The organism is Armatimonadota bacterium, from assembly GCA_031459715.1.
GTDB classification, from domain to species: Bacteria; Sysuimicrobiota; Sysuimicrobiia; order Sysuimicrobiales; family Humicultoraceae; genus Humicultor; species Humicultor tengchongensis.
Map to the genome: position 1 here is coordinate 168711 of JAVKIA010000001.1, position 26318 is coordinate 195028.

At 69.1% G+C, this 26318-nt stretch carries 20 protein-coding genes and 1 tRNA gene; 17 read left to right on the plus strand and 4 right to left on the minus strand.

Annotation, left to right across the window (positions count from 1 at the left end):
• Positions 1–29 precede the first annotated feature (29 nt).
• The 9 genes from QN152_00810 to cimA all read left to right on the plus strand — a co-directional run bounded on the left by QN152_00810 (position 30) and on the right by cimA (position 12507).
• Positions 30–2009, plus strand: coding sequence for an acetoacetate--CoA ligase (locus tag QN152_00810; GenBank protein MDR7538058.1), 1980 nt, complete (start codon positions 30–32; stop codon positions 2007–2009).
• Positions 2010–2150: 141 nt separating this feature from the next.
• A tRNA-Met gene (locus QN152_00815) sits at positions 2151–2227 on the plus strand.
• Positions 2228–2459: 232 nt separating this feature from the next.
• Positions 2460–3176 (plus strand): hypothetical protein, encoded by a 717-nt coding sequence (locus tag QN152_00820; protein MDR7538059.1) that lies wholly within the window; start codon positions 2460–2462, stop codon positions 3174–3176.
• A gap of 176 nt (positions 3177–3352) precedes the next feature.
• Positions 3353–4849 (plus strand): isochorismate synthase, encoded by a 1497-nt coding sequence (locus QN152_00825; GenBank protein MDR7538060.1) that lies wholly within the window; start codon positions 3353–3355, stop codon positions 4847–4849.
• Positions 4836–6659: a 2-succinyl-5-enolpyruvyl-6-hydroxy-3-cyclohexene-1-carboxylic-acid synthase gene (gene menD / locus QN152_00830; GenBank protein MDR7538061.1), complete on the plus strand. Its 1824-nt coding sequence runs from the start codon at positions 4836–4838 to the stop codon at positions 6657–6659. Before QN152_00825 ends, menD begins: the two co-directional genes overlap by 14 nt.
• 4 nt (positions 6660–6663) lie before the next feature.
• A complete protein-coding gene (gene menB, locus QN152_00835; protein MDR7538062.1) occupies positions 6664–7482 on the plus strand; it encodes a 1,4-dihydroxy-2-naphthoyl-CoA synthase in 819 nt (272 codons plus the stop codon).
• On the plus strand, positions 7479–8393 hold the full coding sequence (locus tag QN152_00840) for a 1,4-dihydroxy-2-naphthoate polyprenyltransferase (GenBank protein ID MDR7538063.1): 915 nt from the start codon (positions 7479–7481) through the stop codon (positions 8391–8393). The genes menB and QN152_00840 overlap by 4 nt, the downstream gene beginning before the upstream one ends.
• Positions 8390–10621 (plus strand): o-succinylbenzoate--CoA ligase, encoded by a 2232-nt coding sequence (gene menE / locus QN152_00845; GenBank protein MDR7538064.1) that lies wholly within the window; start codon positions 8390–8392, stop codon positions 10619–10621. The genes QN152_00840 and menE overlap by 4 nt, the downstream gene beginning before the upstream one ends.
• Positions 10622–10938: 317 nt before the next feature.
• Positions 10939–12507: a citramalate synthase gene (cimA, locus tag QN152_00850; GenBank protein MDR7538065.1), complete on the plus strand. Its 1569-nt coding sequence runs from the start codon at positions 10939–10941 to the stop codon at positions 12505–12507.
• Here cimA and QN152_00855 read toward each other — a convergent pair.
• The 4 genes from QN152_00855 to QN152_00870 all read right to left on the minus strand — a co-directional run bounded on the left by QN152_00855 (position 12504) and on the right by QN152_00870 (position 17367).
• Positions 12504–13379, minus strand: a complete 876-nt coding sequence (locus QN152_00855) for an ABC transporter permease (GenBank protein MDR7538066.1) — start codon at positions 13377–13379, stop codon at positions 12504–12506. The genes cimA and QN152_00855 overlap by 4 nt on opposite strands.
• Before the next feature lie 5 nt (positions 13380–13384).
• Positions 13385–14524: an ABC transporter permease gene (locus QN152_00860; GenBank protein MDR7538067.1), complete on the minus strand. Its 1140-nt coding sequence runs from the start codon at positions 14522–14524 to the stop codon at positions 13385–13387.
• Complete coding sequence (locus QN152_00865) at positions 14521–16074, minus strand: ABC transporter ATP-binding protein (protein ID MDR7538068.1); 1554 nt, start codon at positions 16072–16074, stop codon at positions 14521–14523. Before QN152_00865 ends, QN152_00860 begins: the two co-directional genes overlap by 4 nt.
• Before the next feature lie 69 nt (positions 16075–16143).
• Complete coding sequence (locus tag QN152_00870) at positions 16144–17367, minus strand: BMP family ABC transporter substrate-binding protein (GenBank protein MDR7538069.1); 1224 nt, start codon at positions 17365–17367, stop codon at positions 16144–16146.
• A gap of 443 nt (positions 17368–17810) precedes the next feature.
• Between QN152_00870 and QN152_00875 the strand changes: the two genes are divergently transcribed.
• The 8 genes from QN152_00875 (at position 17811) to QN152_00910 (ending at position 26308) form a co-directional block, all read left to right on the plus strand.
• On the plus strand, positions 17811–18518 hold the full coding sequence (locus tag QN152_00875; GenBank protein MDR7538070.1) for a GntR family transcriptional regulator: 708 nt from the start codon (positions 17811–17813) through the stop codon (positions 18516–18518).
• Positions 18519–18565: 47 nt separating this feature from the next.
• On the plus strand, positions 18566–19555 hold the full coding sequence (locus QN152_00880; GenBank protein MDR7538071.1) for a C-terminal binding protein: 990 nt from the start codon (positions 18566–18568) through the stop codon (positions 19553–19555).
• Complete coding sequence (locus QN152_00885) at positions 19555–20820, plus strand: pyruvate carboxyltransferase (GenBank protein ID MDR7538072.1); 1266 nt, start codon at positions 19555–19557, stop codon at positions 20818–20820. Before QN152_00880 ends, QN152_00885 begins: the two co-directional genes overlap by 1 nt.
• 3 nt (positions 20821–20823) lie before the next feature.
• Positions 20824–21831 carry an amidohydrolase family protein gene (locus QN152_00890; protein ID MDR7538073.1) on the plus strand — a complete coding sequence of 336 codons (1008 nt, stop codon included), beginning with the start codon at positions 20824–20826 and terminating at the stop codon, positions 21829–21831.
• Positions 21828–23093 carry a Xaa-Pro peptidase family protein gene (locus tag QN152_00895; protein MDR7538074.1) on the plus strand — a complete coding sequence of 422 codons (1266 nt, stop codon included), beginning with the start codon at positions 21828–21830 and terminating at the stop codon, positions 23091–23093. The genes QN152_00890 and QN152_00895 overlap by 4 nt, the downstream gene beginning before the upstream one ends.
• 64 nt (positions 23094–23157) lie before the next feature.
• Positions 23158–24012: a branched-chain amino acid ABC transporter permease gene (locus QN152_00900; GenBank protein ID MDR7538075.1), complete on the plus strand. Its 855-nt coding sequence runs from the start codon at positions 23158–23160 to the stop codon at positions 24010–24012.
• Positions 24009–25061: a branched-chain amino acid ABC transporter permease gene (locus tag QN152_00905; protein MDR7538076.1), complete on the plus strand. Its 1053-nt coding sequence runs from the start codon at positions 24009–24011 to the stop codon at positions 25059–25061. The genes QN152_00900 and QN152_00905 overlap by 4 nt, the downstream gene beginning before the upstream one ends.
• Positions 25058–26308 carry an ABC transporter substrate-binding protein gene (locus tag QN152_00910; GenBank protein MDR7538077.1) on the plus strand — a complete coding sequence of 417 codons (1251 nt, stop codon included), beginning with the start codon at positions 25058–25060 and terminating at the stop codon, positions 26306–26308. Before QN152_00905 ends, QN152_00910 begins: the two co-directional genes overlap by 4 nt.
• The last annotated feature ends 10 nt before the right edge of the window (positions 26309–26318 follow it).

Below are 26318 nucleotides of genomic sequence, written 5' to 3' on the forward strand. Positions count from 1 at the left end.
AGGGGCAAAGGCCGGTGGGAGGTGACCCCATGAAGACGCCACTGTGGGTGCCTTCCGATGCGGTGAAGCGCCGGGCGAACATCACCAGGTTCATGGACATGGTCAACGGGCGGTGGGGCCTGGAGATCCAGTCGTACCCCGAGCTCTACGCCTGGTCCGTTGAGCACATCCCGGATTTCTGGGCCGCCATGTGGGACTTTGGGGGGATCCTCGCCTCCCGCGGGTACCGCCAGGTGGTGGATGACCTCACCAAATTCCCCGGGGCCAGGTGGTTCGACGGCGCCCGGCTGAACTTTGCGGAGAACCTCCTCAGGTACCGCGACGATCATCCCGCGCTGGTGTTCAGGGGAGAGACGCGGGCATCGGCGCAGCTGACGTACTCCGAGCTGTACGACGCCGTGGCCCGCCTGGCGGCATCCCTGCGCGAGCTGGGGATTCGCCCCGGCGACCGGGTGGCCGCCTACATGCCCAACCTCATCGAGACGGCCGTGGCCATGCTGGCGGCCACCAGCCTTGGGGCCACCTGGGCTTCCTGCGCCACCGACCTGGGTCCGCAGGCGGCGCTGGACCGCCTCGGCCAGGTGCACCCCAGAGTGCTCTTTACCTCCGACGGCTACTACTACAAGGGCACCCGCTTCGACACCCGGAGCAACGCGGCTGAGGTCGCCCGAGGCATCCCCTCCCTGGACAAGGTCATCGTCGTGCCCTACACGAGGGTGAAGCCCGACATCAGTGTCATCCCCAAGGCGGTGCTCTACGAGGACTTCCTGGTGCGGGGGGAAGGGCTGAAGATGGACTTCGCCCACCTGCCGTTCGATCATCCGGGCTTCATCATGTTCTCCTCCGGGACCACCGGGAAGCCTAAGTGCATGGTGCAGGGAGCGGGCGGCGTCCTGCTCAACCACCTGAAGGAGCTCCTCCTGCACACTGACCTAAAGCGGGAGGACAGCATCCTCTACATCACCACCTGTAGCTGGATGATGTGGAACTGGCTGCTCAGCAGCCTGGCCGTGGGTGCCACGGTGGTCCTATACGACGGCCATCCCGCCTACCCCGAGCCCGGTGCCATGTGGAAGCTGGTGCAGGACCAGGGCATCACCATCTTCGGGACCAGCGCCACCTACATCAACTTCCTCAGGCGGGAGGGGGTCAGGCCCGGCCGGGAATACGACCTGTCCACGCTGCGGGAGATCTCCCAGACCGGCTCCGCCCTCTCCGCCCAGGGCTTCGAGTACGTCTACCGGGAGATCAAGGCAGACCTGCACTTCAACTCCATTTCGGGGGGGACCGACATCAACGGCTGCTTTGCCGCCGGCAGCCCCATTCAGCCCGTGTACGCCGGCGAGCTGCAGGGCCCCGCCCTGGCCATGAAGGTCAAGGCCTATGACGAGGAGGGCCGGGAGGTGTGGGATCGGCAGGGCGAGCTGGTATGCGAGGCCCCCTCCCCTTCCATGCCCCTGTACTTCTGGAACGACCCCGATGGGGAGAAGTACCGCAACGCCTACTTCACCTTCTACCCTCAGAAGAACGTCTGGCGGCACGGCGACTTCATCGTCATGCACAGCGACACGGGGGGCATCACCTTTCACGGCCGATCCGACGCCACCCTGAAGCCGGCGGGGGTGCGCATCGGCACTGCGGAGATCTACAGCGTCGTGGAGAGCCTGGAGGAGGTGGCGGACAGTCTGGCCGTGGGACAGGACTGGCGCGGCGACCAGCGCATCCTCCTGTTCGTGAAGCTGGCCCCGGGCTACACCCTGACCGAGGAGCTGAAGGGCAGGATCGCGACCGCGCTGCGCACCCGGGCCTCGCCGCGGCACGTTCCGGCGATGATCCTGGAGACCCCGGAAGTGCCCTACACCTTCAACATGAAGAAGGTGGAGAGCGCTGTGGCCAACATCATCAACGGCAGACCCGTGGTCAACCGGGACGCCCTGGTCAACCCCCAGGCCCTGGACTACTTCGAGCGCATCCTCCCCGAGCTTGGGCGCGACTCCTTCGGGCGCTGAGGTCCCGCGCCGCCCCGACTGCCGCCACCCGCCTGGAAGCGCAGGGTCGGACCTGGCTGGATGAGGCAGTCTGAGGCGGTGTTTTGAGGCAGTGCGGCGCGTTGACAGCCGGCGGACGAGCCGTATAATTAACGGTGCTGACGCGGGGTGGAGCAGTCCGGTAGCTCGTCGGGCTCATAACCCGAAGGTCGGAGGTTCAAATCCTCCCCCCGCTACCACCGGTTTTGAAGGGGTTCCGTCGGCTGCCAGCCGCGGGACCCATATCAGTTTTTATCGGCGGTAGTCCTCGGAAGTATCTCCCTGCTCAACGGGCGCAGGGAAGGGTGCTTCCTGCCCGAGAGGCCCCCCGCTAGCCTTCTGGAACTCGGTTGGATCGAGGAGTTTGAGCCCCCGAGTAACTGTGCTAGCATCGACGATAGATTAGAGGGAGCGGAAGTGCTGGAAGCGCGCGTGGACAGGCTCGAGGTAGCTCTCCAGCGGCTGGCTGAGGCCCAGGCCGAGACGCAGGCAGAACTTCGCGCGCTGGCCGAGGCCCAGCGGCGGACGGAGCAGCGGTTGGAGGCACTGACCGCGCGGGTGGACGATCTGGCCGAGGCCCAGCGGCGGACGGAGCAGCGGTTGGAGGCGCTGACCGCGCGGGTGGACACCCTGGCCGTGCGGGTGGACACCCTGGCCGCGCAACTTAGCGAACTGGTGGTCCAGGTGTCCCGTCTTGCAGGCATTGTAGGAGACGTGCGCGGCAGGGTGCTCGAGCTCGACTACCGGGAGAAGGCGCACGCCTATTTCCTGAGGATCCTGCGGGCGATCCACCTGGTGCCCCGGGCGGAGCTGGCCGCGATGGCCGAGGACGCCGAGGGGCGCGCCCTTCTTTCGCTGGACGAACACACGGATCTCTTGCAGGCCGATGTGGTCATCCGCGGGCGGCGCCGAGATGGCGACGAAGAGTGCTACCTCGTCGCCGAGGTCTCCGCGGTGGTGGACGCACGCGACGTGGAACGGGCGGCTCGCCGGGCACGGCTGCTCCAGCGGATGGTCGCCATGCCGGCGCTGGCGGCTATGGCCGGGGAGCGCGCCACGGCCGATGCCAGCCGGGAAGCCGCCACCGCAGGGGTCTGGCTGGTGATCGACGGACGGGCCTACCCGCCAGGGAGCCTTCCGGAGAGCTGATTGCCCAAGAGACGTTCGGGGGCTTCTTCAGGGGCTGCGGCGTAAAGGCCAGCAGCCCCTGACTATGGTCGCCGCCGGGGCTGCCCTTGCGCCTGGCTCGGTGCCTTGCTAGCATCCTGCTGTAGACCGACGCGTCGGTCTATCCCATGACCCCGAACCAGGACGGTGGAAGAAGCATGGCAACCACGCCGGCCGGCACACACCGTGTCGACATGGCCGTTGCCCCGCTGATTCAGGGGCTCAGAGCCGCGTCGACGGTGGGCCGGCGGGTCGCCGCGCGTCAGGGGCGTCCGGTTCTGGTCTGGACCTCGGCCGCCGTTCCGGCGGTCGATCCCATCGCTCTCTTCGAACGCGCCGCCGGGTTCGGGGCGGCACGGCTGCTGTGGGCGCGCCCGGCCGATGGGGAGAGTCTCGTAGGGATTGGGGCGGCCTGGGAGGCCACGGCGGAAGGCCCGGCGCGGTTGGGCGCGGTGGGGGATGCATGGCGCCGCTGCCTGGCTGAGGCAGTAGGTGTAGGCGATGGAGCCGGTCCGGCGGCGATGGGCGGCTTCGCCTTCGCTCCCACCGTCGATCCCCGGTCTCCGTGGCGCACGTTCCCGGCCGGCTGGCTGCTGGTACCGTGGCTGGTGGTTCGCACAACCGGCGCAGGCTCTCAGGCGGTGCTCAGCACGCTGGTGCCCCCCGACGGCGACGGCACTTCCCCGTACAACGATGGCAGCTCCCTGCACGACGCCACGCACCTGGCCGCGTTGCTGGATCCGCAGGACGGGCCGGGGCGTCCGCAGCCTGTGCAGCCCGCCTCCTACCGCGTGCAGAACACGGTCACGACGGCTCCGCCGGTCGCGGAAATCCCGGCGACTTCACGCTGGAAGGCGCTGGTCGTCGAGGCCGCGGCGGCCGTGCGCGGCGGCGCGCTTCGCAAGGTGGTACTTGCGCGCGCCGTGACGGTGGACGGGGTGACGACCGGCCTGGCCACGGCGCTGCACCGCCTGCGCACCGCCTACCCGGGGTGCGCGCTGTTTGCGGTGGCCCGCGGCGACCTCTGCTTCCTGGGTGCGACCCCCGAGCGCCTGTTGCGGGTGCGAAACGGTGTGGTGAGCACCGGAGCCCTGGCCGGGTCGGCTCCCCGGGGCACGGCGCCGGAAGAGGACGAGTACCTGGGCCAGGTGCTGCTCGCCAGCTCCAAAGACCGGCTGGAGCACGCGCTGGTCGTGGAAGCGGTCCGCGACGCGATGACCGCGGCGTGTGACGACGTGGTGGCCCCGCCCACCCCGGTCCTGCTGCGCATGCCCAACGTACAGCACCTCTATACGCCGCTGCGGGGGCGCCTGCGCGCCCCGCTGGAGATCCTGGAGCTGGCCAGCCGCCTGCATCCCACCCCTGCTGTGGGCGGCGTCCCCCAGGAGGCGGCCCTGAAGTGGATCGCCCGGCACGAGGGGTTCGAGCGTGGGTGGTACGCGGGCGTCGTAGGCTGGCTGGATGGGGCCGGCGACGGCGAGCTGTCGGTGGCCATCCGGTGTGCACTGCTGCGCGGCCGGCGCGCCACGTTGTTCGCCGGGTGCGGCATCGTGGGCGACTCCGATCCGGAGGCAGAGTACGCGGAGTCATGCCTGAAGCTGCGCCCCCTGGCCGAGGCGCTGGACGCGCCCGGGGCGCTCCATGGCTGCCGCTGAGCCTGGCCGCGCACCGCTAGCGCCCGAGAACGCCACCTATGCGTTCGTCGGCGCCCTGGTCGACGAGCTGGTCCGGGCGGGTGTGCGTCACTTCTGCCTGTGCCCGGGATCCCGCTCGACACCGCTGGCCATGACGGCAGTCCGGCAGGGGGGCCTGAAGGTCTGGATGCACGTGGACGAACGCGCGGCCGCTTACTTCGCGCTGGGCCTGGCCAAGGCCTTGCGCTCGCCAGTGGCAGTGGTATCCACCTCGGGAACCGCGGCCGCCAACTTCCTCCCGGCGGTGATCGAGGCCCGGTTCGGCCGGGTACCGCTGCTGGTGCTTACCGCGGACCGGCCGCACGAGCTACGCGACGCCGGCGCCAACCAGACCATCGATCAGCTGCGGCTCTTCGGGGTGCAGGTGAAGTGGTTCGCGGAGGTTGCCCCGCCGCTGGCTACGGAGGCGATGCTGCGGTACGCGCGCCAGCTGGCAGCCCAGGCCACCTTCCACGCGGTTGAGGCGCCCGCAGGACCCGTGCACCTCAACTTCCCCTTCCGCGAGCCGCTAGTTCCCGTACCCGCACCCAACGAGCTGCCCCCCACGGACGATCGCGCCGGACCTGCCTGGGAGGGCCGTGCGGAGGGGCAGCCTTACACGGTCGCGCTGCACGCCGTCCGGGCCCCGGATGCGGCGGTTGCGCGGGCGCTGGCTGGCATCGTGGGCGCCGCGCGGCGCGGCCTGATCGTCTGCGGGCCGCAGGACGATCCGGCCTTCCCCCAGGCGCTGACACGGCTGGCGGATGTGGTTCGCTTCCCGGTGCTGGCCGATCCGCTGTCCGGGGTGCGGTGCGGCCCCCACGACCGCAGCCTGGTGGTGGATGCCTATGATCTCGTCCTGCGCGCCGATCGCGCTGCGGCCACCCTCGAGCCCGACCTGGTCCTGCGCTTCGGCGCCATGCCGGCGTCGCGGCCGCTGCTGCAGTACCTGCAGCGCCACAGCCGGGCGCGGCAGGTCGTGGCCGACGGTGCCCGGTGGAGCGACCCCCTGCGCGTGGCCGCGCAGATCCTGGCAGCCGACCCACGGCTGGTGTGCGAGGCCCTGACGGCGGCGCTGGCCGGTCACCGGCCCGCGCCGGCGCAGGAGGAGTGGACCGACCGCTGGCTGGAGCTGAGCTGCTCCGCCCGCGCCGCTGCCGCCCGCCGCCTGCTGGAGATCACCGAGCCGTTTGAGGGCAGGGTGTTCGCCGAGCTGGGGGCGCTGCTGCCCGATGGTGCGCTGCTGGTGGTGGGCAACAGCATGCCGGTGCGCGACCTGGACACCTTCCTGCCGTCGGTGCCCACGCGCCTGCGCGTGCTCGGCAACCGCGGCGCCAGCGGCATCGACGGCCTGCTCTCCACCGCCCTGGGCGCCGCTGCGGCCGCCGCCGGCCCGGTGGTGGCCGTCCTGGGCGACCTGGCGTTCTACCACGACATGAACGGCCTGCTGGCGGCCAGGCTGCACGGGCTGGCGGCCACCATCGTGCTGCTCAACAACAACGGCGGCGGGATCTTCAACTTCATGCCGCAGGCAGCGTACCCGGCCTACTTCGAGGCGCTCTTTGGGGTGCCCCACGGGCTGGAGTTCCGCCATGCGGCCGATCTGTACGGCGCCACCTACGCGGTTTTCGAAGGATGGAGCGCCTTTGGCCAACAGGTGCGCGCGGGCCTGGCCCGGTCGGGGCTGACCATCGTGGAGATTCAGACCGATCGGGGGCGCAATGTCCGTCTGCACCAGGAGATCTGGGCCAGCGCCGCCGAGGCGCTCGGCGCCGGCCTGTCCACGAGGTGAGAGGATGCCCGTGAACTGGATGAAAGTACGTGAGTACACAGATATCGTCTACGAACAGGCTGATGGGATGGCCAAGATCACCATCAACCGGCCTGAGGTCCGCAACGCCTTCCGCCCGCAGACCATCGTCGAGCTGATCGACGCCTTCACCCACGCCCGCGAGGACCCAGCCGTGGGGGTCATCCTGTTCACCGGAGCGGGGACCGAGGCCTTCTGCTCGGGCGGGGACCAGCGCGTGCGCGGAGACGCCGGCTACCTGGACGAGACGGGAATCCCACGCCTCAATGTGCTGGACCTGCAGCGGCTGCTCCGGGTGCTTCCCAAACCCGTGATCGCGCTGGTCGCGGGCTACGCCATCGGCGGCGGCAACGTGCTGGCCACCGTCTGCGACCTCACCATCGCCGCCGAGAACGCTGTTTTCGGCCAGACCGGGCCAAAGGTCGGCTCGTTCGACGCGGGCTACGGGTCCACTTACCTGGCCCGCATCGTGGGTCACAAGAAGGCCCGGGAGATCTGGTACCTATGTCGCCAGTACACGGCGCAGCAGGCGCTGGAGATGGGGCTGGTCAACGCCGTGGTGCCGCTGGAACAGTTGGAGGAGGAGGGCATCCGGTGGGCCCGGGAAATCCTTGAGAAGAGCCCGCTGGCCATCAGGCTGCTCAAGGCGGCGTTCAACGCCGACACGGACGGACTGGCCGGCATCCAGCAGCTGGGCGGCGACGCCACGCTGCTGTACTACCTGACCGATGAGGCAAAGGAAGGGCGCGACGCCTTTCTCCAGAAGCGCCGACCCGACTTCTCCAGGTTCCCCCGCTATCCGTGACTGCCCGCCCTTCCGTGGCTCCGGAGCGCCGGCCCGTCTCCCGCCGGCGCGCCTGGGTGCATGCGGCGCGTATCCCCACGCTGCCGGCGGCCGTGGCCCCGGTGCTGGTGGGCAGCGGCGCCGCAGCCGCTGCAGGCGGGTTTGACGCGCCGGCAGCGCTGGGGGCGCTGGTGGTGGCCCTGGCCATCCAGATCGGCACCAACCTCCACAACGATGCCGCGGACTTCCTGCGTGGCACCGACGCGACACACCGACTGGGTCCGCCCCGCGTCACCCAGGCCGGCTGGCTTGCGGCGCACGAAGTGCTGGCCGGCGCCTACGCATGTTTCGGCCTGGCGGCGCTGGTGGGGCTTCTCTTCGTCTGGCGGTGGGGGTGGCCGGTGCTGGCGGCGGGGGGACTTTCCATCCTGGCCGCCCTAGCCTACACCGCTGGGCCCTGGCCGCTCGGCTACCACGGCCTGGGCGAAGTGTTCGTCTTCCTCTTCTTCGGCGTCGTGGCCACCGCCGGAACCGCCTTCGTTCAGTTGGGACGGATCAGCCCGGCCGCGCTGGCGGCCTCGGTCCCGGTGGGCCTGCTGTGCGCAGCGATCCTGGTCGCCAACAACCTGCGCGATGTGGCCAGCGACGCCCTGGCGGGCAAGCGCACCCTGGCGGTGCGCCTGGGTCCGGATCGGACCCGTGTGCTCTACGAGGTTTTGCTGGCCGCCGCCGTGGCCGCACCGCCGGTTCTGCGGCTGGCCGGGCTGGCCGGGCGGTGGTTCTGGCTGCCCTGGCTGGCCCTGCCCGAGTTCCTGGCGCTGGGGCACGCCGCGTGGTGGCACCATGAGGCGCCCGCGCTGGTGGCCGTCCTGAAGCGCACGGCCCGGCTGCACCTGGTTTACGGGGCGCTTTTGGGCGCCGGCCTGCTGTGAGGCAGACCGACGCGGGCCACGCGGCCCTGCACACCCCCGACTGGCTCGCCTACCGCGCCGCCGTCTCCCCAAGCCACCTGGCGCTGGTTGCCGGCGCCGAGCGGCTGACGTTCACCGACCTCGACCGCCGGGCTGGGGCTCTGGCCCGACGCCTGAGGCATGCGGGTGTGTCAGCCGGCGACCGCGTGGCGGTCCTCCTGCGCAACGGCCCGGCCTACGTCGAGGTGACCTTCGGCCTGGCGCGCGCAGGCGCCGTGATGGTACCGCTGAACACGCGCCTGGCCCCGCCGGAGATTGCCTGGCAGCTGACGGACAGCAGCGCCCGGTGGCTGGTGTGCGAGGAGCGTACGGCCGCACAGGTACCCGGGATCTCCCCGGACCTCTGCCTGGTGGTCGTAGAGGAGCTGGCCCGGGAGCCCGAGGGCGAGGTGACGCTGGACGACCGGTGGCACCTCTCCCGCGTGCAGGGCATCGTTTACACCTCGGCCACGACGGGCCGCCCCAAGGGGGCACAGCTCACCTTCGGCAACCACTGGTGGAATGCCGCGGGCTCGGCGTTGCTCCTGGGTGCGCACCGCGGGGACGCCTGGCTGGCGGTGCTGCCCTTCTTCCATGTCGGCGGTCTGGCTCTGCTGTGGCGCGGTGTGCTGTACGCCACTCCCCTGGTCGTGCACGATGCCTTCGACCCGGAGGCCGCCAACCGGGCCGTGGACGCAGGGGAGGTGACCCTGGTCTCGCTGGTGGCTCCCATGCTCCAGCGCATGCTGGACGCCCGCCGGGATCGGCCGTTCCCTCCGACGCTGCGCGCTGTGCTGCTGGGAGGCGGGCCGACGGGCCGCGACCTCCTCGACCGGTGCGTGGCCCTGGGCGTGCCCGCAGCCCCCACCTACGGGCTGACGGAAGCAGCCTCGCAGGTGGCGACGCTGCCGCCGTGGGAGTTCCCGCGGAAGGTCGGTGCATCCGGCCGGCCGCTGTTCCCGGTGGAGCTGTGCATCGATGCACCGCCCGGCGAGGTGGGGGAGATCCTGGTGCGCGGCCCCACGGTCATGGCTGGCTACTGGAACCGGCCCGAGGAGACCGCGCGGGTGCTGCGCAGTGGATGGCTGCATACCGGCGATCTGGGCTACGTCGATCCCGACGGTGATCTGTTCGTCGTGGACCGCCGCGATGACCTCATCATCACCGGCGGTGAAAACGTGTACCCCTCTGAAGTGGAGGAGGCGTTGCGGGCCCACCCCGCCGTGGCCGATGCCGGTGTCTTCGGGATGCCGGACCCCCTGTGGGGCCAGGCGGTCGCCGGGGCCGTGGTCGTCCGCCCAGGGGCCAGCGTGGACGCCGCTACGCTGGAAGCGTTCTGCGCGGCACGCCTGGCCCGCTACAAGGTGCCGCGGCGCGTCTGGTTCGTCACGGAGCTCCCGCGGTCGGCCGGGGGGAAGGTGATGCGCCGCGAGCTCCAGGCGCGTTTCGTGCCTTCGGTTCCCGGAAAGCCCACCGGCCCGCGCAGCGTACCGGGCGTCGCCCTGCCGGCCGCGGTGCCGCGGTGGTGGGTGCGCGACGCCTTCCACGCCATCGCCGGACGCTACGACCTCCTCAACCACCTGCTCAGCGGCGGCCTGCACCTGGTCTGGAAGCGTGCCGCTGTGCGGGCCGCTGCTCTGGGCCCCGGCGGCCGGGCGGTGGACGTGTGCTGCGGGACGGGGGACCTGCTGGTGGGGCTTGCCCGCATCGTCGGCCCCGGCGGCCGGGTGCTCGGTGTCGACTTTGCCGCGGGCATGGTGGCCGCAGCGGCCGCCCGCCTGGCACGCCGGCGGCTGGCCGGCGCTACCGTGCTGCTGGGAGATGCCGAGGCCCTGCCGCTAGGCGACGCGACGGTGGACGCGGCGACCATCGCCTTCGGCCTGCGCAACGTGGCGGACCCTGCCCGGGCGCTGCGCGAGATGCACCGGGTGCTGCGCCCCGGAGGGCGGTTGGTGGTGCTGGAGTTCGGGCAGCCTCGCCCGTCGTGGTTCCGAGCGCTCTACGACCTCTATTCGCGCACGGTGATCCCGCGCTGCGGCGGCTGGCTCTCCGGGCGGCACGATGCCTACCGCTACCTGCACGACTCCATCCGCCAGTGGCCCGATCCGGAGCAGCTCAGTGACCTCATCCGCGAAGCAGGGTTTGCGCAGGTGCGCTATCACCTCCTGACGCGCGGCATCTCCGTGCTGCACCTGGGCACCAAGCCCTGACCCGCCCCCTGTCAAGAGCCAAGACGGCGATCGCGGTTCCTGGAGGAGAGCGGAGGTTCGCAGCACGCGTCGGGGTCCCTTGACAGCTCCCGCCTCTCCTTGCTATCGTCCGCTGCAAGTCCACGGGGTCCGCGGCCGGCAGTGGCAGCCGCGGCGAGGAAGCGCGCCCCAGAATCCACGGCTCCCACAAGGGCCGGTCGGTTCACGCGGCGCGGGCGGCCGGAGATGGCCGCCACTCCGTCAGGAGCAAAGCCTGAGGGGCAGGTTCCTCCCGGAATCGGTCTCTCGGGCTTTTGTCATCCGGGGAGGATGCGACCATGGGCAGGCGGATCGTCGTCTATGACACCACGTTGCGGGATGGCACCCAGGGGGCCGGTATCAGCTTCTCCGCCGAGGATAAGCTGCGTATCGCCCGCCTCCTGGACGAGCTGGGCATTGACTTCATCGAGGGCGGATGGCCAGGCAGCAATCCCAAGGACCTGGCCTTCTTCGAGCGCGCCCGCCACCTGCGCTGGACCCACGCCACGGTGGTGGCCTTCGGCAGCACCCGGCGCCCGCAGCGGCGGCCCGAAGACGACGCCAACCTGCAGGCGTTGCTGCAGGCGGGCACCCCCGCGGTGGCCCTTTTCGGCAAGAGCTGGGACCTGCACGTGCGCACTGCCCTGCGCACCACCCTGGAGGAGAACCTGCGCATGATCGCCGACTCGGTGATCTACTGCAAGCGCGCCGGGCGCCAGGTGATCTACGACGCCGAGCACTTCTTCGACGGGCTGCGGGCCGCCCCCGACTACGCCCTGGCTACGCTGCGGGCGGCCCGACAGGCGGGGGCCGACGTCCTGGTGCTGTGCGACACCAACGGAGGCGCGCTCCCCGAGCACATTCGCGCCGGAGTGGAGCGGGTGGCGGCGGAGGTGGGAGGGCCTTTGGGCATCCACAGCCACAACGACGGCGAGCTGGCCGTGGCCAATACCCTGGCGGCGGTGCAGGCGGGGGCGGAACACGTCCAGGGGACGGTCAACGGCTACGGCGAGCGCTGCGGCAACGCCAACCTCTGCTCGGTGATTCCCAACCTGCAGTTGAAGCTGGGGTACTCCTGCCTGCCTGGGAACTCCCTTGGCCGGCTCACCGAGGTCTCCCGCCTGGTCAGCGAGCTGGCCAACCGCGCGCCCGACGACGACCAGCCCTTTGTGGGCCGCAACGCCTTCGCCCACAAGGGCGGTGTGCACGTCAGCGCGGTGATGGCCGACCCGGCCACCTACGAGCACATCGCCCCGGAGCAGGTGGGCAACCGCCGCCGGATCATCGTCTCCGACCTGTCGGGGCAGGCCACCGTCCTGTATAAGGCCGCCGAGGTGGGCATTCCGCTGGACCGCTCCCGGCCCGAGGTGGCGGAGATCCTGGCGCGGCTGAAGGCGCTGGAGCACGAAGGCTACCAGTTCGAGGGCGCCGAGGCGTCCTTCGAGTTGATCATGCGGCGCCTGCTAGGGACGCAACGGCCGCTGTTTACCCTGCACTGGTTCCAGGTGACGGTGAGCAAGTCCGGGGATTCCGCGCGGGCCGAGGCCACCATCAAGCTCTCTGTGGACGGGGTGGAGGAGCACACCGCCGCCGAGGGCAACGGACCCGTTCACGCCCTGGACCGGGCATTGCGCAAGGCCCTGGACGGCTTCTACCCCGAGCTGCGGGCCATCCGCCTGACCGACTACAAGGTGCGGGTGCTCAACGCGGATGCAGCCACAGCGGCGCGGGTACGGGTGCTGATCGAGTCCTCGGACGGGGAGCGCACCTGGGGGACGGTGGGGGTCTCCGAGAACGTGGTGGAGGCTAGCTGGCTGGCGCTGGTGGACAGCCTGGAGTACGGGCTGCTCTGCCGCCGCGGCGCTTAGCCCTTCACATAGGACCGACCCAGAGCTTCGGGCTTGGCCAAGCCCCAGCGGGTGCGGAACCAGGAGGTGGAGATGACCACCAGGATGGGGATGGTGATGGCGAAGGGCACCGTGCGCCACACGTAGCGTGAGAGCACCCCCGGGAGGACCAGCTCCGGGCTCAGCGAGAGCTGCCACATCACCCCAAACAGTGAGGCTCCCGCCAGCAAGATCCAGGGGTTCCACATGGAGAAGAAGACCAGAGCCAGGCTGACAAACCCCCAGCCCATGAGGAAATTGTAGGTCCACACGGGGTTGTAGGAGAGCGTGTAGGTAGCCCCGGCCAGGCCGGCCAGCGTGCCGCCGCCGATGACGCAGAGGTAGCGGATGGCCACCACGGAGACGCCGGAGGCCTCCGCAGCCGCCGGGTTCTCCCCCGCGGAGCGGATGGCCAGCCCCAGGCTGGTGCGGAAGAGGAGGAACCAGACAGCCGCCACCAGGATGACCCCGATGGGGAAGAACGGCGAGAGGCCCAGGACACCGGGGATCCGCTCCAGCCCCAGGGGGCCGGTGCGAGGGCCGCCCAGGTAGGTGGTCAGGCCGAAGCTGAGGATCCACAGGCCCATCCCGCTCACTACCTGGTCGCCCCGCAGGGTGATGGAGAAGAAACCGTGGGCCAGGCCCAGGAACGCACCCAGGGCCATGCCGGCGAGGAAGCCCAGCGGGTAGCTCGCCGTGGTCTGGGCGGTGATGAAGGCCGCAGTACCCCCGAACAGCATCAGGCCCTCCAGCCCCACGTTGAGGACGCCGGCGCGCTGGTCGACCAGCTCGCCCAGCGCTGCAAAGAGGAAGACGGTGGACGCTTCCAGGCTGCGTGCCAGCAGCTCCCACACAGCCGCTACTCCCTGGACATCTCCGCCGCGATGGCCGGGGCCTGGGCCTCGACCCGCCGCCAGATCAGGCGGAACTGATAGAGGACGTGGGAGGCGATAAACGTCATCATGAGCAGGCCCAGAAGCGCATAATCCACCCCGAAGGGGAGGCGCAACGCTCCCTGGGCGAACCTGGCTCCCAGGGACAGGCCGGCGAAGAGGACGGCGATGGGGACAGCGCCCAGGGATGAGCCGCGGGCAATCAGGGCGGAGATGATACCGTAGAACCCCAGGTCCCCATAGTAGCCGTAGTTCCCCGGGATCTTGTACACACCGGGGACGGCGGCGAAGTAGTGGTAGCCGGCCAGACCGGCGAAGGCGCCGCCCAGAAGGAAGACGAACAGGGAGAGGGTCACAGGGATAATGCCGCCGTACCGGGCGGCGGAGGGGTTCTCACCGAAGGCCCGGATGCGGTAGCCCAGCGCGGTCTTGGCGAAGAGAAGATCCAGGAAGACCGCCGCCCCCAGGGCCAGCAGCGCGGTGAAGGGCACCCCCTGCAAGAGAGGCGCGTACAGCGGCGGGGGTAGGCTGAAGCTCTCCCCTTCGGCCGTGGCACCCATGAACGGTCCGCCTTCCTTGATCATGTACGCCACGAGCCAGACCAGGATCGAGTTCAGCATCATGGTGACCAGGATCTCGTTCACCTGAAGCCTGGCGCGGAGCAGGCCAGCAAAGCCGCCCAGGGCCGCGCCCGCGGTGGCCGCAGCCGCGACCATGAGGGCGACCAGGACTCCGGCCGGGAGGGCGGGGGGCGATCCCGTGGCGCGCAGGGCGAAGGGGACAGCGAAGGCCGCCAGCGCCCCGGCGTACACCTGACCGGGCAGCCCGATGTTCCACAGGCCGGCCCGCAGGGGCACGAGGAAGGCGTAGGTGCACAACAGGAGGTAGATGGAGCGCTGGGCGGTGGCCAGGACGCCGTGGGGGTTGAAGAAGGCGTAGGAGAAGACCGTGCGGTAGGCGGCGAAGAGGGGAGCATCGGCGGAAAGGAAGAGGACGCTGGCCAGCACCAGGGCCAGCAGGATGGCCACAACCGCCCCCAGTACCGCGTAGACGGCAGGCAGCGCGGGCCGCGGCTCCAGGGTCAGCTCGTGACGCCCCAGCCTCACCGCAGGCGGGTCTCCTGCGGCCGCGATCCGGCCATCATGGCGCCCACCATCTCGGCGTCGGCCTGCTCCCGGGGGAGGACGGCGACGAATCGCCCTTCGTAGATGGGCGCCACCCGGTCGCTGAGGGAGAGGATTTCGTCCAGGTCTTCGGAGATGAGCAGAACCGCCGCCCCTTCCTCCCGGGCCTCCAGGAGCTTGGCCCTAACGAACGCCGTCGCCTCCACGTCCAGCCCCTGCGTGGGGAGGTGGGCGATGAGGAAGCGGGGGCGGCGGGAGAGCACCCGGCCTAGGATGAGCTTCTGCAGGTTGCCTCCGGAGAGGTGCCGCGCCGGAGCGTGGTGATGGGGAGCCACCACATTATAGGTGGAAAGGATGTGCCGCGTGAGCCGGCCCAGGCCCGCCTGGTCCAGCAGGCCGCGTGGCGTGTACGCCGGGTCGAAGTGGTAGGTGAGCGCGGTGTTCTCCACCAGGGAGAAAGAGGCGATGGAGGCCACCTCGGTTCGTTCCGCCGGGATGTAGCCCATCCCGATGCGCCACCGCTCCAGGGGTGAGAGGTGGGTCACGTCGCGGCCATCGAAGCGGATCCGCCCCCCGCTGGCCGGACGCAGCCCTGCCAGGACCTGGGCCAGCTCCTCCTGACCGTTCCCGCTGACGCCAGCCACGCCCAGGATCTCGCCCGCGCGCAGGGCGAAGGATACGCCGCGCAGGGCCAGGAGGCCCCGGTCGTTGAAGGCGGAGAGCTGCTCCACCTGCAGCAGGGGATGCCCCGCGCCGACGGATCGCTCCACGGTGCGGAAGGCCACCTCGCGGCCGATCATGTGCTGCACCAGGGTCTCCTCGGTGGCCTCCGCCGTCCACAGGCGGGCGGCGACCCTTCCGGAACGGAAGACCGTCACTCGGTGGCTGGCGGCCATGACAATGGGCAGCTTGTGGGTGACTAGCAGGACGGTGACGCCCCGGTCGCGGACCAGGGTCTGCAGGCCGGCCAGGAGGGTCTTGACCTCAGGGGGCGTGAGCACCGAAGTGGGCTCGTCCAGGATGAGGATACGCGCCCCCCCGTAGAGGGCCTTGAGGATCTCCACCCACTGCCGCTCCCCCTCCGAGAGCTGCCACACCCTGGCCCCCAGGTCGACGGCAAAGCCGTAGCGGCGGCACAGGGCCTCCACCTCGGCACGGGCGGCGCGCAGGTTGAGGAGGCCGCGTATGCGGGGGTGCCCCAGGACGATGTTCTCCAGCACCGTGTGCGCGGCCACCAGGCGGCGGGTCTGGTGCACCATCCCGATCCCCTGGGCGATGGCGTCGTGGGGCGAACGGAAGTGCACCCGCCCCCCCCGCAGGTAGAGGGCACCCGCGTCGGGCTGCACCAGGCCGAAGAGGATATTCATCAGGGTGGTCTTGCCGGCGCCGTTCTGCCCCAGGACCGCGTGCACCTCGCCCGCCTGGACCTCGAAGTCCACCCGGTCCAGGGCCAGCACCCCGGGGAAGCGCTTACTGATGCCGCGGGCCGCGAGGAGGGGCTCGGTCCCCGCGCGCTCAGCCGGTACGGTCATGACCTCATCCGTTTGGGGAAAGAACGGCCGGCCGCTGGACCCTGCCGGGGCCCGCGGCCGGCACCCACCTCACTTCAGGATAGTTATCCCGTTGAGGTCGAAGTTGAACTTCCCCAGCAGCCATGTGTCGGACGGCGTCTGCCGCGCCTTCTTCACCACCCTCCCCTTGGCGGGAATCGGGGTGTCCTTGAGGGCCAGCCCGGTGCCGTTGCTGATGAAGGCGTGCTCGAAAAACGGATCCCACTGCCCCTTCATCATCTGCTCGCGGCGCTGGCTCACCAGGCGGAGGATGGAGGCCGGGATGAGCGGCCGCGCCTTGGGGCTGATGGCGTCCACCCCCACCTTCTTGTTGTTCATGATGTCCACGGTGGGCTCCACCGTGCCGTCGGCCAGGGTCATGGTATCCCGCATACCCAGGTAGAGCAGGGTGCGCGGGGTCTGGTTGCCGGCCAGCCACTCCTTCACCATGCGCTCGTAGAGGACCTCCCAGCGGGTGTCGAAGGAGACGGCTACCGTGTCGGTACTGGACCACCCGTAGAAGCCCACCACGTCCATGTCCTTGCCCACGAACCAGATCTTGCGCTCCTGGGCCACGTCCAGCGGGGAGCCGGAGTCGGTCTGCTGGGTGATCACGTCCACCTTGTACTGACGCACCAGGGTCGTGGCCACCTCGCGCTCCTCCGCGGGCTTGTACCAGTCTCCCACGTACTTCACGTAGACGGTGACCTTCTTGCCCAGGGCCTTGGCCCCGTCCTGTACCCCCAGGAAGAAGCCGGCCTGGCGGCGGATGACCTGCACGTTGGGGAAGGCAGAGACGATGCCGATGTTCCCGCTGCGGGTGAGGGCGGCGGCGATCAGCCCCTCCAGGTAGAGGGCCTGGTACTGGCGCGGGAAGAACCGGATGAAGTTGCGCTTGGTGGTCACATCGCTGGCCACCACGGACCCGAAGTAGACCTTGGGGTACTTGTCGGCGATGTCCTTGAGGGGAAGGCCCATGAACTCGGCATTCCCCACCACGATGTTTGCGCCCTGCCGGATCAACTCTTCGGCGTAGGGCACGGTGAGGTCCGGTCCCACTTCTTCGCGGTAGACGTACTTCACGTTGGGGTACTTCTCGGCGATGCGCTGGGCGGCGCGGTGGTGGGCGCCGGACCAGGTCGTCCCCTTGATCACGCTGAAGTGCAGGATCGCCAGGGTCGCATTCGCTGCTCCTGCGTGGGCAGACGAACCCACAGCGCCTGCGGCGCCTGCCAGGAGCGCCGCGAGCAGCAACGACGGGATGACGATCCGCACTGGAGCCAACCTCCTGCGCCACCCATTTGTCCGGTCCATGTCAACCTCCTTTCCGCCCCTCCTGACCTGGGTGTTCTCGCCCGGGGCACCCCAAGAATCGCAGGCAATCCCCTCGGGGTCCTGCCATCTACTCTGCCGGATTTCTCGGACAGACCCCTGGCCTGGTGGATGTTCCGCGAAGCACCCGCTGCGCCACGGTTCTACAGGACGCGCGCGTTTCCCTTTCGCCGGATGCGCACACCACTGCCGCGGGTGGCGAGAGGAGCCCCGTGTTGCGGCCATGGTCCCGGTGCGGCGGCAACGCCGCTTGCGGCAGCGGGGCAAGCCGCCTGGTACGGGTGGGCCGGGGCTGTAGCGGGACTGCCGGCTGTCCAGGCGGGGCGCAGGAGGAAGACCGGGGACGCGGGAGGAGAAGGTATCCTTGTATAGAAGATACAATATACATGCTCTCTCTGGGAGACCTGGCCACGCAACTGGGCAAGCGGCGCAGCGCGCCTGACCTGGTGGCGGAGGTGCTGCGCGAGGCTATCCTCAGGGGGATTCTCCGCGGCGGGGAGCCTCTCCCCCAGGATGAGGTGGCGGCGCAGCTGGGCGTGAGCCGGATTCCCGTACGCGAAGCCCTGCGGCAGCTGGAGGCCGAGGGGCTGGTCAAGTTCAACCCACACCGCGCCGTGGTTGTCTCCGAACTCTCGGCCGCCGAGGTGGAGGAGATCTACGATATCCGCATTCCCCTGGAGTGCACCGCCCTCCGCCTGGCTCTCCCCCGCATCAGCGCCGAGGACCTGCGGCGGGCCGAGGCGATTCTGGAGGCCATCGACGCGGAGACGGACATCTTCCGCTGGAGCCAGCTGAACCGGGACTTTCACGCCGTTCTCTATACCCCGGCCAACCGCCCTCGCCTGCTGGACCTGATCAACACCATGCGAGCCAACGTCGACCGTTACATGCGCATCTACATCTCGCTGCTTAACTTCAAGCCCCGGTCGCAGCAGGAGCATCGCCGCATCCTGGCAGCGGTGCGGCGGCGCGACACTCGCAGGGCCATCACCGCCCTGGAGAGGCACCTGGGGGCGGCGTGCCGGGAACTGGTGGCGTATCTCTCCCGGGAACCTGTCTCTGCAGCGTCGCGCGCGCCCGGTCGCCCAGGGTAACCGCGACCGGCGCGCCTGGAGGGCGGTAGCGGCAACAAGGTGTGACGGTGGGCCGCTGGATGGTGCTGGTCACCGACTACGTTTTTCCTTCCCTGGAGGTGGAGCGGGCGGTCCTGCGGGCCGCCGGTGCCGAGCTGGTGGCCATGCAGGCGGGCAGCGAAGCCGAGCTGGCAGAGGCGGTGGGCAATGCAGATGGCCTGCTGGTCTGCTACGCCCCGGTCACGCGTCGGGTCATCGAGCGGGCACAGCGTTGTCGGGTCATCGCTCGCTACGGCATCGGCGTGGACAACGTGGATGTAGATGCAGCTACAGAGCGGGGCATTGTGGTCACCAACGTGCCAGACTACTGCATCGAGGAGGTGAGCGACCACGCCCTGGCCCTGCTGCTGGCCTGCGCCCGTAAGGTGGCTTTCCTGGACCGGGGGGTGCGCGCCGGCCGCTGGGAGGCCAGAGACGCTGTGCCCATCCGCCGCCTGCGGGGGCAGGTGCTGGGGCTGGTGGGCTTCGGCAAGATCCCCCGGCTCCTGGCGGCCAAGGCGCGGGCCCTGGGCCTGACGGTGCTGGCCTACGACCCCTACCTGGATGCTGCCACCTGCGAGGCGTACGGAGCACGCCAGGTGGAGCTGGGGGAGCTGCTGGCCCGGGCCGACTTTGTTTCGGTGCACGCGCCCCTTACCCCGCAAACCAGGGGACTGATCGGCGAGGCCGAGCTGCGCCGCATGAAGCCCACCGCCTACCTGATCAACACGGCGCGGGGCCCCATCGTCCACGAGGCGGCGCTGCTGCAGGCGCTGCAGGAGGGCTGGATCGCCGGGGCGGCGCTGGACGTCCTGGAGAGCGAGCCGCCGCCTGCCGGCCACCCCCTGCTGCAGGCCCCGCAGGTGGTTCTCACCCCCCATGTGGCCTTCTACTCCGAGGAGTCGCTGCAGGAGCTGCAACGCAAGGCGGCGGAGGAGGTGGCCCGGGTGCTCACGGGTCAACCGCCGCGCTACCCCGTGAACGTGGTCCAGGCACCAGGTACGAGAGGAGGGTCCTGATGGCGACACCCTGGTTCAGCGAGCGGTGGTTCACCAGCCCGCACAACTTCAGCGAGGAGGTACGCGCCCAGCTCAGGTTCCCCCAGCAGATTATCTTCCACGACATCACCCTGCGGGACGGCGAACAGCAGGCGGGGGTGGTCTTCACCAGGGATGACAAGATCCGCATCGCCGAGAAGCTGGCCGAGGCCGGGGTGCACCGCATCGAGGCGGGGATGGCCACAGTCTCCCCAGCGGACGAGGAGGCCATCCGGGAGATCGTCAGGCGCCGCCTGGGCCCCAAGATCTTCGCCTTCTCCCGCTGTATGGTCTCGGACATCCAGCGGGCCGTGGACTGCGGCGTTGAGGGGGTGGTGGTAGAGATCCCCAGCAGCGAGCACATCATCGAGCTGGGCTACCAGTGGCCCCTGCAAAAGGCCATCGACCTCTCCGTGGAGGCCACCCGCTTCGCCCACGAGCAGGGGCTATACGTGGTCTTCTTCCCCATCGATGCCACCCGCGCCGAGCCGGGTTGGTTCCTGAACCTCATCGAGCAGGTGGCCACCCAGGGGCACATGGACGCCCTGGTGCTGGTGGACACCTTCGGAGGCTCCTCGCCCCACGCCATCAGCTACTTCACCCGGCAGGTGCAAGCGCGCATCCACAAACCCCTGGAGGCCCACTTCCACGACGACTTCGGCATGGCGGTGGCCAATACGCTGATAGCCCTCTCCCTGGGGGTGGAGGTGGCGCATGTGACGGTCTCTTCCCTGGGGGAGCGCGCCGGCAACTGCGCCCTGGAGGACCTGGCCCTGGCCCTGCTCACCCTCTACGGCATCGACACGGGCCTGCGCACCGAGACCTTCTACGACCTCTCCCGCCTGGTGCGCGAGCTGGCCGGGATCACCCTGCCTCCAAACCGGCCCATCGTGGGCGACATGCTCTTTAAGGTGGAGTCGGGGATCATCGCCACCTGGCTGGCCCGCCTGCAGGAGAAGCGGCCGGTGGAGCTGTTTCCCTTCCACTGGGGACTGGTGGGCCAGCCCCCGGCGGAGATCGTACTGGGCAAGGGCAGCGGCCGCGATTCCATCCTATACTTCCTCAGCCGCCTGGGCTACGACCTGTCCCCCGGCGACCCGCGTGTCGACGAGCTGCTAGTGCGGGTGAAGGAGCACTCCCTGACCACCAAGCGGCTGCTTGGCGACGAGGAGTTCCGCGGCCTGGCCGAGTTGGTGCTGGGTCCTCCCGCCGCCGCGCCGACCGGCCGCGAGGTGCATCCCGGCTGATCCATGGACACCGTGGATGTGCACAGCCACTTCTTCCCCCAGCCCTTCCTGCGGCTAATACGCTCCCACGGCGAGCCCCATGGGGCGTCGCTGCAGCGGCGGGAGGGGGTGGAGTGGTTGACCATGCCCGGGCATCCCCCGGTGCCGCTGGCGCCGCTGTTCGTGGACGCCGAGGCCCGCCGGGCCAGTCTGGAGCAGGCGGGGATTACCGCCCAGGCCCTCTCGCTGTCCCCGCCCATGGTCTACTGGGCGCCGCCCGACCTGGGTGTGGCTCTGGCCCAGGCCTTCAACGACGGGATCAGCGAGCTGGCCCGGGCCTACCCGGATCAGTTCGTGGGGCTGGCCACGCTGCCGCTGCAGGACGTCCCGGCGGCGCTGCGGGAGATGGAGCGGGCCAGCACCCTGCAGATGCGGGGGGTCTACCTGGCCACCACGGTGCGGGGACGCTACCTGGATGCCCCGGAATTCGCCCCCCTGTGGGAGCTGGCCGTGGCCCTGGACCTCCCGGTGTTCATCCACCCCCAGACCCACCTGGGCGCCGATGTGCTGGCGCACTGCCACCTGTTCAACAGTGTGGGCTTCCCCGTGGAGACTGCGGTGCTGGCGGCGCGCCTGATCTACGCTGGTACCTTCGACCGCTACCCGTCGCTGCGGGTGGTGCTGGCGCATGCCGGAGGGGTCCTGCCCATGCTGCTGGGACGACTGGACCACGCCCACCGGCAGCGTCCGGAGTGCCGGCAGGCCATCCAGGCGCCGCCGTCCTTTTACCTGCGACACTTCTACTTCGACACGGTGACCCACGACGACATCACCCTGCGGTTCCTGGTGCAGCGGGTGGGCATCCGGCAGGTGGTGCTGGGCAGCGACGCCCCCTATGACATGGCCGACGAGGGGCCTGTGGTCCGGGTACGCCGCCTGGGCCTGCAGCCGGAGGCGACGGCCTGCATTCTTGGCCGCACCGCCCGTCGGCTACTGCACTGGGAGCTCAAGCCTGCGGTGAAGGAGGGATGAGTATGGCCTACCACGAGTTTCTTCAGGGATATCACGAGTACCAGCCGCGGCGCGTCTACAGCACCACCGCCACCGACTGGCAGGGACGTGTGGACTTCGCCCGCATGCGCGCCGCCCGTCTGCAGCGGGCGCGGGAGCAGATGGAGCGCCACGGCCTGGGCGGGCTGGTGCTGTTCGTGGGGGAGAACATCCGCTATGTGACCGGCGTCTGGCAGGGCAACTGGAAAAACAACATTTTCATCCGCTACTGCGTCCTTCCCCGCGGCGGCCAGCCGGTGCTCTTCGAGACCGTGGGCTCTGACATGGTCTGCGCCCAGATTGACGCCCCCTGGCTGGAGACCGAAGTGCGCCCCGCCATTACCTGGAAGTGGTCGGAGGGGGCGGAGCCGGAGATGGCTCAGCGCATGGCCCAGAGCGTCTACGACGTGCTGCGGGAGCACGGGGTGCACATGGAGCGCATCGGCATCGACGTCATGGACATGATGGCCTACCAGGCGCTGACCGGGCTGGGGCTGAACATCGTCAACGCCTGGCCGGCCATGTCCGCCGCCAGGGTGATCAAGACCCCGGACGAGATCGAGTGTCTGAAGATCTCCGCCGCCCACGGGGATGCGGCCATGTGGATGGCTATGCACGAGTGGGCCAAGCCCGGCGTGCGCGAGTCTGAGGTCTGCGCCAAGGTCAACGAGTACCTCTACCGCAGCGGGTTCGACTTCGTCTACGACATCATCGTGGCCAGCGGAGGCAACACCAGCCCCTACCGCCGCTGGCACACCGACAAGGTGATCCGCCAGGGCGACCTGATGATCGTGGACATCAACGCCGTGGGGCCGGGGGGTTACTTCATCGACTTCGTCCGCTGCTGGAAGGTGGCGGCCAAGCCCACTCCGCAGGAGAAGGACCTGTTCAAGCGCTGCTACGACTCGCTTTACGCCGGCATCGCCGCCATGAAGCCTGGCGCCACCACGGCGGATGTGGCGGCGCAGTTCCCCGAGTACGACGACGACAAGTACGGCAGCGTCAGCCTGCAGCAGTTCGCCCACAGCATCGGCCTGTCGCTGTACGAGGGCATGTGGGTGTCCCGCGCCTACTCCTTCAAGTATCCGGCCGAGATCAAACAGAACATGTACTTCGCCATCGAGACCTTCAGTGGCTTCCCCGGCCTGGAGCAGACGGTACGCCTGGAGGAGAACATCTGCATCACCGACAAGGGGGCGGAGCGCTTCACCCTGTGCGAGCACCCGGAGTACTGGTGGGACTGAGTGGGGGTGGCGGCGGAATGGTCCCCTATGGCAGGCGGGGCGATTGGTGCGATCGGGGTGAGCGATGGAGTTCTGGGTAGGGCAGACGCTGAATGGGCTCTCCTTTGGGGCTCTTCTCTTTCTGCTGGCCAGCGGGCTCTCATTGATGTTTGGGTTGATGCGCATCGTCAACATCGCCATCGGCTCCTACTACCTGATCGGTGCCTACGTGGCCCTTTCGGCACTGAAGTTCAGCGGGCAGCTGGGCTTGGCGCTGCTGGGGGCGGTGGCGGCCGTAGCGCTCATCGGCGTGGGTATGCAGCGTTTCCTGCTGGCACGGTTCCACGCGGAGCCACAGCCTCAAGTCCTGCTCACCATGGGTGCGGCCTTCATGTTCGCTGACATCGCGCTCTGGCTGTGGGGGGGCGACCCCCAGCGCCTCCCCACGCCAAGAATGGTCGCCTTCTCCGTGGAGATCGGCCCCTCGGTCTTCCCTGCCTACCGCCTGGTTGTGATCGCGGTAGGCGTGCTGGTGTACCTGTTCCTGTGGCTGATCCAGGAGCGAACCCGCTTGGGGGCCATTGTCCGCGCGGCGGTGGACGACCAAGAGATGGCCAGGGGGCTGGGGATCAACGTGGGACGGATTCTCACCGCCATGTTCGCTGTGGGCGCAGGCCTGGCGGCACTGGCGGGCGTGGTGGGCGGGCCGTTCCTGGGCGTCTACCCGGGGGCCGATTTCGAGGTTATCCCGCTCGCCTTCGCCGTAGTGATCATCGGCGGGCTGGGCAGCTTGCATGGCGCGCTGGCCGGAAGCCTGCTGGTGGGACTGGTGGACAACTTTGGGAAGGCGCTCTTCCCCGAGCTGTCCTACTTCACGCTGTTCCTGCCCATGGCGCTGGTGCTGGCCATCCGGCCCACCGGGCTTTTCGGGAAGGGGTGAGCTCACTGCGCAGCGTCCTGCGGGTGCTCCGTCCCGTGGCGCTGGCCGCCCTGGCCGCTGCCTTTCTGGTCGTGCCACGGATCGTGCCGGTCTACTTCGTACACCTCCTCATCCTGACGCTCGTCTACGGCACCATGGCCATGAGCCTGGACCTGCTTATGGGCTACACCGGGCTGGTCTCCTTCGGTCACGCAGCGTACTTCGGGGTCGGGGGCTATACCGTGGGAATCCTGGCACTGCGCTATGGCCTGCCCACGCTGGCCGCGGGGGTGGGCGGGGTGCTGGTGGCCTTCGTGCAGGCCCTGCTGTTTGGCCTGGTGGCACTCCGAGCCACCGCCGTCTACTTTCTGATCATCACACTGGCCCTGGGCATGGCGACGTGGGGTCTGGCCTACCGCTGGGTCTCTCTCACCGGGGGTGACAACGGACTGGCGGGGATCCCTCCGCCGGAGGTGGGGTTGCCCTGGTCGCTGAGCGATCCCACCAACCTCTACTACCTGATCCTGGGTGTGGTGGTCCTGGCCGCGCTGGTTCTTTACCGGTTCGTGAGATCGCCGTTCGGGCTCAGTCTGCGGGGCATCCGGGAGAGCGAGTCTCGCATGCGGGTGCTGGGCTATAACACCTGGGCTCACAAGTACGTGGCCTTCGTGGTGGCCGGAACTTTCTCCGGGCTCGGTGGCGTCCTCTACGTCTTCTACAACGGCTTCGTCAGCCCCGCGGACGTCCACCTGACCGGTTCCGCGGAAGCCGTCCTCATGGTGCTGCTGGGCGGGTCCGGCACGCTCTTTGGTCCCGTGATCGGCGCGGGAGTTGTGGTCTTCCTGCGCAACCTGGTCAGTGCTTACACCCACCGCTGGCTGCTGATTCTGGGGCTGGTGTACGTGCTCACCGTGCTCTACGCGCCGCGCGGCATCCTGGGTGCGGCGCAGGAGTTGTGGAGGCGCCTGGAGCGGGCGGTGGTGAGGGAAGCGGAGCCCAGGGCGGAGGTGAGACCCATAGAGGAGGTTGCACCGCAACAGAATCCCACTGGAGGGGAGGAGAGCGTATGAGAAGGTCGATGGTCGTAGCACTGTGCGCGGTGCTGGTGCTCGTGGCCACGCTGGGTGGGGTCCCGCCCACGGGCTGGGCCCAGCAAGGACCCATCAAGATCGGTGCCGCCTGGCCACTCACCGGCTTGGTGGCGGCCAGCGGCAAGGACATGCTTAACGGGTTCGAGCTCTATCTTGAATCAATCAACCGCACCATGGCCGGCCGCCGGGTCGAGTTCATCATGGAGGACACGGGTGGCGTCCCGGCCAACGCCCTGACCAAGACACGTAAGCTGGTAGAGCGGGACCGCGTCCACCTGGTGATGGTGGGCCTGCTGGCCACCGAGGGGTATGCGGTCCGCGACTACGTTACCCGCTTCAGGGCCATCACGCTGTTTCCTATCGTCGCCGCAGACGACCTCACCCAGCGCGTCGGCAGCCCCTACATCATCCGCACTGGGTGGGCCAGCAGCCAGCCCTCCCACCCCTTCGCCGAGTACGTCTACAAAACCCTGAGGTACCGGAAGGTCGCCACCATTGCCAATGACTATGCCTTCGGGTACGAGGTGGTAGGGGGGTTCCACAAGAGCTTTGAGGACCTGGGTGGGTGCGTGGTGCAGAAGATCTGGAACCCCCTGGGGACCCCGGACTTCGGTCCCTTCCTGGCCCAGCTCCGCCGCGACGTGGACGCCATCTTCGCCCTGGAGGTGGGGGCGGATGCGATCCGCTTCATGAAGCAGTACGAGGAGTTCGGGCTGAAGGCCCGGCTGCCGCTCATCGGCGGCGGCGTCCTCACCGATGAGAGCCTGCTGCGCAGTATGGGGGATGAGGCCATTGGGACCATCACCGCGCTGCAGTGGTCCGCGGCCCTGGCCACCGATCACGCCAAGCGCTTCGTGGACGCCTATAAGGCCAAGTTCGGAACCGCACCCTCCTACTACGCCGAATCGCTTTACAGCACCGGTCGCTGGATCGACGCCGCCGTCCGCCGCATCCGGGGCAACGTGGAGGACAAGACAGCTTTCATCAACGCGCTGAAGATGGTGGAGCTGTTCGATGCGGCCCGCGGGCCCATCAAGCTCGATAAGTACAACAACCCCATCCACAACGTCTACGTGCGCCGCGTGGAGAAGGTAGCCGGTACCCTGCAGAATACCGTCATCTACACCTTCTTCAACGTGTCGCAGTTCTGGAAGTACGACCCGCAGAAGTTCTTGCAGCAGCCGCTCTACACGCGGGACTTTCCGCCGCTGTCCGGCTGCCGCTAGTAAGGCGGAG